A 10,447-nucleotide genomic window follows, 5' to 3' on the forward strand; every position below is an offset into this window, starting at 1 on the left:
AAAATTTGTGCCGTATTTAGTATGTACGATTCATGTAGGGATATGTGGGGAAAGATAGACGTATAAAGTAAGACGCTTTCCTTATCCTAAAGACTGTAGGCCAATTTTTTATAAGGAGGATACAGCATGGCTCACTTCGACCCACGTGACAGGCAGGAAATGACGTTCATGGAAGATGTGGCGGAAGGTATGGACCGTATGATGGATGAAGGCGGCGGAGTAGTAGACGAAGTGCTGGCATATGAAACACCGGTTCAGCGTAATGAACTGGTGGATGTAGAACAGGACGAATTGTAAATAATGCAGGCAAAGATAGCAGGTAGGGCCGCGGCTTAATGAGCCGCGGTTTTTTGTTGTAAGTAGGGGGAGATCATGGTCATGTTTTTTTCCCTGCGGATTATATATAATAAAGACAGGTTTGACATGCGCGATGCAAGATGCAAAGTCATATAAAGGATAAGAGCGAATCGCACATTAAAGGAGGATGGCCTATGAGTATGACCATAATAAGTGCGGTTATGGGGCTGTTTATGGCAACGGTTGTATTTGTTATTCGTATGCGTGCTTCAAAGAAACCAGCTTCGCTAAAAAAAATCGTCCTACCGCCATTTTTTATGAGTACAGGTTTTGCTATGTTCTTGTATCCGTCTATGCATGTACATATAACGTATGCGTTATACGCTTTTTTTGTCGGAACGCTCCTGTCGTATCCGTTGATCGTTACATCACGGTTTGAGGTCGTGGGCAACGATATTTATTTAAAACGTTCGAAAGCATTCGTCTTCATTCTGCTTGGCTTAGTCGTGCTTCGTTTCGCTTTGAAATCATATGTTGGCCTGTATGTAACGATAGAAGAGACTGCCGGATTATTCTTTATTTTGGCATTTGGTATGATTGTTCCGTGGCGGATCGCTATGTATGTTGAATACACCAAGTTATCCCGTTCATTGAATGATGATAGCCTTTTAACATAACGCATATTGAACATAATATGAAAAACGGACAGGGCGTCAGACTTTGTATGAGAGTTGGATGCCTTTTTATTATTGGCTGAAAAAAATAAGTAAAACGATTCCAAAAAGAATATTGACAAAAAACTGAAAAATAGAGTAGGATGGAATCGTTGGTCATACATCAGATGACCTGATAGGAAAGGGAGTGCCATGAAAGCGTCACCAAAATTTAAAGTGCGCAAGACATCTGAAGAAGTGGCAGATTACTTGCGTGAGCAGATCATTTCCGGAGTGTATATGCCGGGTGCTCGTCTGCCTTCTCTGCGTGAACTCGGGGAGACGCTTGGTGTAGGACAGTCTACGGTACGAGAAGCACTTAGTTCATTGAAGACGTTGGGTCTGATCACGATGAAGCAGGGGGAAGGAACCTTTGTAACTCGTCATGATCCAGAGGAGGTAATCTCAGCATTCGAATCGCTGCGGCCTTCGACCCGCCAGGAAGTGATCGAGCTGCTTGAAGTCCGCAAGATTATTGAAAGCGGCACCGTACGGCTGGCGGCAGCGCGGCGAACCGACGCAGAACTAGGGCAGATTGTAGAAGCGCTGCAGGAGATGAAGCAGGCTCTCCCGACAGGAGATCTAGGCTATGAGGCCGATTGGAAGTTCCATTATGCGGTTGCTGCGGCCTCGCATAATCAGACACTGACCACTGTGATGTTGTCCATCTCAGAGACAATGGAGCGCTTACTGAAAGCAAGCCGTCTTGAACTGTACCGGACGAAGGGTGTACCTGAAGCACTGTATAGAGAGCATGTGGACATCTATGAGGCGATTCGGCAACAGAATGCGGAGCAGGCTGAGCAAGCGATGCTCTCCCATCTGTGTGGAGTGGAGGAAAAGATGCTGAAATAGCACTTTTCTTCTGAGAGTGAAAGTCAGATGACCTGATGCATTTTTTATCCTTACTTATCAGATGATCTGAAGGGTATGAAGTGTTCGTACAGGGAACACGCCGAAAGGCTGACCATATAGAAATATAATTTTCAGGGTAAAAGAGGTGTATAACATGCAGACATGGACACAAGTATATGAGCCAATGGGGAGCCTGGGTCTGTCAGCCGCTGTAGCAGTCATTCCAATCGTTTTTTTCTTTCTTGCGCTGGCTGTTTTTCGAATGAAGGGTCATACCGCAGGTGCTATCACAGTACTGCTCTCTCTTGTCATTGCGATTGTTGTCTATAAAATGCCGGTTCCGATGGCATTTGCCGCAGCAGGTTATGGGTTTTTCTATGGACTATGGCCGATTGCTTGGATTATTGTAACCGCTGTATTTTTGTACAAAGTCACAGTGAAAACAGGACAATTTGACATCATTCGTTCTTCAGTCGTATCGATTACGGATGACCAACGTTTGCAGATGCTGTTGGTTGGCTTTGCTTTTGGTGCTTTTCTTGAAGGGGCAGCCGGATTCGGTGCACCGGTTGCGATTACCGCAGCACTTCTTGTGGGTCTTGGCTTTAATCCGCTGTATGCGGCAGGCTTATGCTTAATCGCCAATACGGCACCGGTAGCCTTCGGTGCGATGGGGATTCCGATTATTACAGCAGGAAAAGTTACAGGCCTTGATGCATTTGCCATCGGTCAGGTAGCAGGTCGTCAGCTTCCGCTGCTTTCTGTCATCGTTCCTTTCTGGCTTATTATCATTATGGACGGCCTGCGCGGCGTACGCGAGACGTGGCCTGCGATTCTTGTGGCGGGTGGTTCATTTGCAATTACCCAATTTTTCACAGCTAATTTCATTGGGCCAGAACTTCCGGATATTACATCTGCCTTGGTCAGCTTAATATGCTTGGCCTCATTCCTCAAAGTATGGAAGCCAAAGCGCATTTTCCGCTTTGAGAATGCAGGGGTTGGAGCAGCAGAAGCAAGTGCGACAGTCGATACTGAGAAGCGGTATACTGCTGGACAAATTTTTAAAGCATGGTCTCCATTTATTATTCTTACGATTATGGTAACAATCTGGAGCTTGAAGCCGTTTAAGATGCTGTTTGATAAAGGCGGTCTTCTTGAGTCGCTCGTCATCAAAATTAACGTTCCGTATTTAGATAAGCTGGTTATTAAAGCGGAGCCTATTGTTACGAAACCGACGCCGTATGAAGCATTATTTAAACTTGATTTGCTGTCCGCTATCGGGACTGCGATTCTTATTGCCGCAATTATTTCTATGCTTGTATTGAAAATGAAGCCGAGTGACGGTTGGAAGACATTCAAAGAAACGCTTGTTGAATTACAGAAGCCGATTCTTTCCATCGGTTTGGTTCTTGCCTTCGCCATGGTTGCCAACTACTCCGGTCTATCATCTACACTGGCATTAGTACTGGCGGCTGCCGGCGGTCTGTTCCCGTTCTTCTCGCCATTCCTAGGCTGGCTTGGAGTATTCCTTACCGGTTCGGATACGTCTAGTAATGCCTTGTTCTGTAGCCTGCAGAATGTAACGGCACAGCAGATTGGTGTCAATGAGACGCTGCTGGTTGCGGCCAATACAACTGGTGGGGTAACAGGTAAGATGATTTCACCGCAATCCATTGCGGTTGCCTGCGCGGCCGTAGGACTTGTAGGTAAAGAATCTGATCTCTTCCGTTTTACGGTAAAGCATAGTCTGTTGTTTGCCACATTAGTTGGTATCATCACGTATGTTCAAGCGTACTACCTAACTTGGATGCTTCCATAGAAAGCAAACAGACATATTGAATCAGGGAGTCGCCGCTGTTCAATCGAATAGCGGCTTTCCCTCTTACTTTATATTTGGAGGTGGACTCCTGTGAAGGTCTCCATTTTTATTACCTGTTTATCTGATGCTATTTATCCGCGTGTCGGGGAAGCGATGGCCCGTATTCTTGCCGGGCAGGGTGTGAAGCTTCATTTTCCGGAGGTGCAGACATGCTGTGGACAGCCTGCCTTCAATAGCGGATATTGGGATGAAGCACGCGCTAGCGCTACGACGCTTCTTGATGCGTTTGAAGATAGCGATTTTGTCGTCTCGCCATCCGGCTCCTGTACAGGAATGATTCATCACTATTATCCGGTGCTCTTCAAGAATGACCCAGTTATGCAGAAGAGGGCGCAGCAATTTATTGATAAGACATATGAATTCTCCCAATTCCTTGTTAATGTGTTGGGTGTGACAGACATTGGGGCTCGTTTTCCGCATAAGGTTACGTACCATCCTTCCTGTCACGGCAGCCGGCTGCTCGGTATTAAGGAAGAGCCGCGCCAACTGCTTGAAAGCGTAAAGGGAATGGAACTTATTGATCTTCCGTTTGCTGAGGATTGCTGCGGATTCGGGGGAACCTTCGCCGTTAAGATGTCCGATATATCCGGTGCTATGGTAGAAGAGAAGGCCCAGCATGTTGTGGAGACACAAGCCGAGGTGCTTGTTGGTATGGATATGGGGTGTCTGATGAACATTGGAGGTCGCCTGCATTATGAAGGAAAGCCCGTACGCGTGATGCATCTGGCAGAATTGCTGTATGAAGGGGTGAAACAACAAGCATGAGTACAACATTTAACCCGACAATGAACATTACAGAACGTGCCAAAGTTTCCTTGAATGATGAGTTCTTGCGCAATGCGGTAAAATACACAACCGAGAAACTGCGCTCCTCCAAAAAACTCGCTTCGGACGAATTGGGCAATTGGGAAGAATGGCGTGACCGCGCCCGCAGCATTCGCCTGCATACGATTGCTCATCTCGATTATTACCTGTCCGAATTCGTGAAAAATGCCCGGGCAGTTGGCGTGCATGTCCACTTTGCATCAACTGCACAGGAAGCGGTTGATATTACGATGCAGATTGCAGAAGCGAAGGGCGCAAAGTCGGTCGTAAAATCAAAATCCATGGTTTCTGAAGAACTGCATATCAACCACAGGCTGGAAGAGGCGGGCGTGGAAGCGATTGAAACCGACCTTGGCGAGTATATTATTCAACTTGCCGGAGAGACGCCGTCCCATATTATTATTCCGGCCATTCATAAGAATAAGCAGCAGGTAGCCGACCTATTCTCTGAAGAAGCAGGAGAGACATTGCCGCCGGATACACCGATTCTTGCAGGATTTGCGCGCGCGAAGCTGCGGGAGAAATTTCTTGAGGCGGACATCGGCATGACAGGGTGCAACTTTGCCATTGCAGAAACAGGCTCCATGGTGCTTTTCTCAAATGAAGGAAATGCCCGTATGGTCAGTACCGTGCCGAAAACACAAATTACGTATATGGGAATGGAGCGGATCATCCCGTCGCTGGCCGACTTGGAGGTCATGGCTACCATGCTGCCGCGTTCGGCGACTGGACAGAAGCTAACCGTATACATGTCTGCGATTACCGGGCCGCGTCGGCAAGGTGATTCGGATGGTCCGGAAGAGATGCATATTATCATTTTGGATAATGGACGTTCGTCTCAGTTAGGAGATCCGGAATTTCAGGAAGTGCTGAATTGCATTCGCTGTGGTGCATGTCTTAATGCGTGTCCGGTTTATCGCCATGTTGGCGGACATACGTACGGATGGGTATACAGCGGTCCGATCGGTGCTGTGCTTACACCGCGTCTGAACCAGGATATGGAGAAGTGGGGCGAGGTTTCATACGCGTCGAGCTTGTGCGGCGCTTGCTATGAAGCGTGTCCGGTCAAAATCCCATTGCATGATATGCTCGTCTATATTCGTCGTCAAAAAGTCGAGGAAGGATACACACCTGCATCGGAGCGGCTTGCATTTAAAGGCTTTAAATACATTATGTCGAATCACCGCCGCTTCAAGCGGGTCCTAAACGTCGGCAAGACAGGCCAGAGAGTAGTGGTGCGTAACGGCGCTATTACCTCACAGCTTGGTCCGCTTAAAGGATGGACGACGCACAGACATGCACCAGCACTAGCCGAGCACTCGTTCCGTGATTCGTGGAAGAATTTATCCAAAGAGCTTGAGGCGAGTAAACCTGAGATGGAGCCGGATGTGCTGAAAAGGTTAAAGGCAGCCAAACAGAAGCAGGGAGGAGAGCGGCATGAATAAGCAGGATGAGAATATCATCCGTCGATTGGATGAGCAAGCGATGCAAAAAGAGGAACAATTCTTTACCCATATTGCAAATCGCTTGAATCGGCCGCGTGTGACAGAGGCTCCAGCGCATCCGTTCCGGGGCGCGCCTGATTTTTGGCTTGGCTATGAGCTGTCTGATGAGAAGCGAGTGGAACTGTTTATGGCCAATTGGACAAGCATGGGTGGCCATGCGGAGCGATGCAAGGATGAAAATGCACTGCGTACCTATATTGAAAATCTAGCCACAACAATGAAGGCGAAGTACATGCTGCGTTTTGATCATCCGCTTTTGAATGAGCTGCGTGTTGAGCAGAATCTGCCGGATGTGGAGATGACAGTATGGAATGAGCAGGCGCAGGAGGACTTGCTTGCCAAAGCCGCCGGAGCTGATATCGGTATAGCTGTCGTCGAATATGGAATTGCTCATACAGGAACGGTAGTCGCTATTTCCGGGCCTGCACAAGGCAGGTCGGTAAGTCTTCTGCCAACGGTGTTCATCGCTGTGCTTCGCGCAAGTGATATGAAGACGAGGATGGGCGAAGTGATGGATGATCTTACACGCCGCTTTGGTAATAAGCTTCCTGCGGGTGTGCACTTTATCAGTGGACCGAGCCGTTCTGCGGATATTGAGAACGACTTAACGATTGGAGTGCACGGTCCAGGGATCGTTCATGCACTCATTCTCGATGCATAAGAATGGAAAAAGAGCCAGACCCTTTTACGTTGGTCTGGCTCTTTACTATTATACGTAACTACATGGGCTGTGACTGTGCTTCCTGTTCTCTACGTTCTAACTGTTTGGCCTCAGTATCTGTAATTTTCTGAATCGTAAAGCCGGTTGCAGCCAAAATAATTGAGATGATCGGAACGACATAGTTTAATACGGCGTACGGTGCATAGGCAAACGGATGTACGCTCAGTGTAGATAGAATAAATACACCGCATGTATTCCAAGGGACAAATGGAGATGTCAGTGTTCCTCCATCTTCTAATGCTCGTGATAGATTCTTTGGATGCAGTCGTTTCTCACGATAGACTTTGGCATACATTCGACCCGGAACGACAATCGAGATATATTGCTCCGCTGCTACTACATTGGTAAAGAATGAAGAGGCGACGGTCGTAATAACAAGCTGTTTTCCTGTTCTGGCGATGAGAAGGATTTTATCTACAATCGCTCTGAGCATGCCCGTCTTCTCCAACACACCCCCGAATGTCATGGCAACAATCGTCAGTGACACGGTGTACATCATCGCTTCAATCCCGCCACGGTTAAATAATTCACCAATCAGCTTATTATTCGATTCGATCTTAAATCCACCATACAGCGTATTTACCGCCTCATGCACACTCCCTCCCTGAACAAAAATGTGGGCCAAAAAGCCAAGAACAACACCTGCGGTTAAAGCCGGAAGAGCCGGGATTTTACGCGCAACAAGCAAAATGACGACAGCAGGTACGAGTAAAAGCCAAGGGCTAATGACAAATTGCTTCTGCAACTCCGCCATAACGAAAGTGATATCCTGACTATTCATAGAGGTAGAAGCAAATTGCCGTCCGAGATACCAGTATGCGGCAAGGGCAATCAATAAGCCGGGAATGGTTGAATAAAACATATGTCTGATATGCTCAAACAGGTTGGAGCCTGATACACCGGCAGCAAGGTTTGTCGTATCCGATAACGGCGACATCTTATCACCGAAATAAGAACCGGAAATAATCGCGCCGGCCACCATTGGAGCCGGGATTCCCATACTTATTCCAATCCCCATGCCCGCGACACCGATCGTACCCATAGTAGACCAGGAGCTTCCGATTGCAAGCGAGACAATGCCCGTAATTAATGTAATGGAAACAAGAAAAAATGACGGAGTAATTAGTTTTAATCCGTAATATACCATAGTGGCGACCACGCCTCCGCCAATCCAGGCTCCGATAATAATACCTACCATAATAATGATAACGATTGCAGGAAGGGCTAATCGAATCCCATGATAGATACCGTTTTCAATCTCATCCCATTTGTGTCCGAGACGCCAAGCGATGAAAGCGGATACAATGGTGCCGAGAATGAGCGGAATATGCGGGCTTCCTTCAAATTGAATGATCGTTATTGCCATCGCACCGATCATTGTCAGTAAAGGAATGATAGCAAGGATAAATGGTACCGGGCGTGCCTCATTGTTGCTCAAATTGATATTCCCCCTTGGTGTATAGATGTATTATTTTTAGCATTAAATCTTTGCAATTATAGTGCCAAAAAGCATTTCATTAAAATATTCCGCCTAATGTTTCGCTAAATAGACAGACTTTTTTATTTTATCAAAAAACTTTTTCGTATAAAGTGCAAACAAATTATGCAAAGCGCAAAATAAATGAGCGATTTGCTTATTTATTTTGCGCTTTGCAATATGCTGCCGTTTTTATCTCTATGGATAATCAGCAGGGATGCTGGAACATACTACACATAGTAATACACACTATACGGATGGAGTGAGAAACAATGAACCAATACACACAAGCGATTCATGATTACAAAGAAAGTGTCGGCACATTCGAGCACATGAGTCCGAATTTTACCCGCGCATACAATGAGTTTACCGGTGTATCTTTTGCAGCAGGCGCTCTATCGCAAAAAGATAAGCAATTGATTGCTTTTGGTGTGAGTCTCGCCTCTCAGGACGAATACTGCATTCTCTACCATGCAATGGAGGCGCTCCATAAAGGCGCGAGTGAGCAGGAAATTTATGAGGCGCTTCAAGTAACGGCTGCTCTGCGGGGAGGCTCTGCCTTCTCCCAATTGCCGCTTGTACAGCATGCGCTAAGTGAATTCAAAACCCAAGTGCAGTAATCCCCATCGATTCGCTTTTGTTTTGTGCATCTCAACTAGGTGGTAAGGATATACAAGAGAACAAAAAAGGAGGCACGACTCATGGCGGACGAAAAGCATAAAAAAGATGTGGAAAAGGGTAAATTGGCGGAAGTAAAGGAGTGGGACCCGCTAGATACCCCGCAGATTAGTGAATCCCGTGAAGCACAGCGCCGTCTCGGACGTGGTGCTGAGATGCCAGGCTTATATGAAGGCGATAGGGCCAAGACAGAGGACGGTGAGGAAGAGCGCACGAAGGATGAACGTCTTGCTTCCATTCAGAAGAATCTCGATTTAATGAAGCGAGGCATTACGGAAGAGACGGCGAAAGCCAAAGAGGTAGCCGAAAACTTCAAAAGTCTCGGCCGTAAAAAAGAAGAAGGCAGATAAATGAACAGCCATCCGGAACATGTCCGGACGGCTGTTTTTATTATAAATATTCGGTAAGAATAGCAACGAATGCTTCAAGTCCTTTTTCATCGATTTCATCGAAGCGATCTTTTTCGGGACTATCAATATCAAGAACGCCAAGTAACGCTCCGTTCTTAACAATGGGTATGACAATCTCTGATTGAGAGGCGGCATCGCAGGCGATATGACCTGCAAATTGATGGACGTCTGCTATACGAAGTGTTTTGCGCTCATCTGCCGACGTGCCGCATACGCCTCTGCCAAGTGGAATCCGAACGCAGGCGGGTAGTCCTTGGAATGGGCCTAATACGAGCTGATTTTCGGTTTCATCATATAAATAGAATCCAACCCAGTTAATACGGTCAAGAAACTGGTTAAGCAATGCGGAAGCATTGGCCAAGTTAGCGACTCGATTGGGTTCGTCTTCGATTAATGCAGTAAGCTGTTTGCCGACGAGTTCATAATTCTTCTCGCGGGATGCTGCGTATTTCTTTACTTCAAACATTCTCTTCATCCCTTCTTTGCAACAAAATGTACATATCTATCATACCATACCCATACATGATCGGGAGGAGAGAGATGCAAAGAGGGCGTAGTACTTACACAGCAAAAATATATTGCACTCCTATACGCAATATATTTTTGCAGCAAATGATGATTGCGGCAATAGAGATAGGAAATGCAGAAAATCTCAGGGAATAAATAATGAATAGGATTGGCATGAAGATTGCAAAGTTAAAAAGCAAACAATAAAGAGTGATACAGGAGGAAGTTACAACTATGATCCCATATCGTCCCGAACCATTTACCAACTTTGCGGAAGAGAACAACATGAAAGCGATTAATGACGCACTAGAGAAGGTGTCTGCTGAACTGGGCCGTGACTACCCGCTCGTCATTCAAGGCGAAGAAATCATGACCGATGAACGTCTCGTCTCCGTGAATCCGTCAGCCAAAAAAGAAGTCATCGGCACGCTCTCAAGCGCGGATCAAGCCTTGGCCGATCAAGCGATGCAGTCCGCTGCTGCGACCTTTACAACCTGGTCGCGCGTTCCGGCAGAACAGCGGGCGGGTTATCTGTTCAAAGCCGCCGCGATGATGCGCCGCCGCAAGCATGAATTCTCTG

12 protein-coding genes are annotated in these 10,447 nt (G+C 46.8%); 10 read left to right on the forward strand and 2 right to left on the reverse strand.

Annotated elements, in window-relative coordinates; genetic code table 11:
• The first annotated feature begins 126 nt into the window (after nt 1–126).
• The 7 genes from AB3351_RS23225 to AB3351_RS23255 all read left to right on the forward strand — a co-directional run bounded on the left by AB3351_RS23225 (nt 127) and on the right by AB3351_RS23255 (nt 6,735).
• Nucleotides 127–297, forward strand: a complete 171-nt coding sequence (locus AB3351_RS23225) for a hypothetical protein (protein ID WP_371149492.1) — start codon at nt 127–129, stop codon at nt 295–297.
• Nucleotides 298–491: 194 nt separating this feature from the next.
• Nucleotides 492–974, forward strand: coding sequence for a CcdC family protein (locus tag AB3351_RS23230; RefSeq protein ID WP_371149493.1), 483 nt, complete (start codon nt 492–494; stop codon nt 972–974).
• Nucleotides 975–1,163: 189 nt separating this feature from the next.
• Nucleotides 1,164–1,865, forward strand: coding sequence for a FadR/GntR family transcriptional regulator (locus tag AB3351_RS23235; RefSeq protein ID WP_371149494.1), 702 nt, complete (start codon nt 1,164–1,166; stop codon nt 1,863–1,865).
• Nucleotides 1,866–2,019: 154 nt separating this feature from the next.
• On the forward strand, nt 2,020–3,684 hold the full coding sequence (gene lldP, locus AB3351_RS23240; protein WP_371149495.1) for an L-lactate permease: 1,665 nt from the start codon (nt 2,020–2,022) through the stop codon (nt 3,682–3,684).
• 90 nt (nt 3,685–3,774) lie between these two features.
• A complete protein-coding gene (locus AB3351_RS23245; RefSeq protein WP_371149496.1) occupies nt 3,775–4,509 on the forward strand; it encodes a (Fe-S)-binding protein in 735 nt (244 codons plus the stop codon).
• Nucleotides 4,506–6,014, forward strand: coding sequence for a LutB/LldF family L-lactate oxidation iron-sulfur protein (locus AB3351_RS23250; RefSeq protein ID WP_371149497.1), 1,509 nt, complete (start codon nt 4,506–4,508; stop codon nt 6,012–6,014). The genes AB3351_RS23245 and AB3351_RS23250 overlap by 4 nt, the downstream gene beginning before the upstream one ends.
• Entirely contained in the window at nt 6,007–6,735 is a 729-nt protein-coding gene (locus tag AB3351_RS23255; protein WP_371149498.1) for a LutC/YkgG family protein, read from the forward strand. Before AB3351_RS23250 ends, AB3351_RS23255 begins: the two co-directional genes overlap by 8 nt.
• A gap of 58 nt (nt 6,736–6,793) precedes the next feature.
• Here AB3351_RS23255 and nhaC read toward each other — a convergent pair whose 3' ends face one another.
• Nucleotides 6,794–8,233: a Na+/H+ antiporter NhaC gene (gene nhaC / locus AB3351_RS23260; protein WP_371149499.1), complete on the reverse strand. Its 1,440-nt coding sequence runs from the start codon at nt 8,231–8,233 to the stop codon at nt 6,794–6,796.
• A gap of 311 nt (nt 8,234–8,544) precedes the next feature.
• On the opposite strand from nhaC, the gene AB3351_RS23265 reads away from it, so the two are divergent.
• Together AB3351_RS23265 and AB3351_RS23270 are read left to right on the forward strand one after the other, a co-directional pair.
• Nucleotides 8,545–8,892, forward strand: coding sequence for a carboxymuconolactone decarboxylase family protein (locus AB3351_RS23265; protein ID WP_371149500.1), 348 nt, complete (start codon nt 8,545–8,547; stop codon nt 8,890–8,892).
• Between the two features lie 81 nt (nt 8,893–8,973).
• Complete coding sequence (locus tag AB3351_RS23270; RefSeq protein WP_371149501.1) at nt 8,974–9,300, forward strand: hypothetical protein; 327 nt, start codon at nt 8,974–8,976, stop codon at nt 9,298–9,300.
• A gap of 40 nt (nt 9,301–9,340) precedes the next feature.
• Here the strand turns inward: AB3351_RS23270 and AB3351_RS23275 are convergent, their stop codons facing one another.
• Nucleotides 9,341–9,826 carry a GAF domain-containing protein gene (locus AB3351_RS23275; RefSeq protein WP_371149502.1) on the reverse strand — a complete coding sequence of 162 codons (486 nt, stop codon included), beginning with the start codon at nt 9,824–9,826 and terminating at the stop codon, nt 9,341–9,343.
• A gap of 275 nt (nt 9,827–10,101) precedes the next feature.
• On the opposite strand from AB3351_RS23275, the gene AB3351_RS23280 reads away from it, so the two are divergent.
• Nucleotides 10,102–10,447: aldehyde dehydrogenase family protein (locus tag AB3351_RS23280; RefSeq protein WP_371149503.1), on the forward strand; the 346-nt coding region annotated here is incomplete at its 3' end.

It is taken from the genome of Aneurinibacillus sp. REN35 (genome assembly GCF_041379945.2).
In the GTDB taxonomy this organism is placed as follows: Bacteria; Bacillota; Bacilli; order Aneurinibacillales; family Aneurinibacillaceae; genus Aneurinibacillus.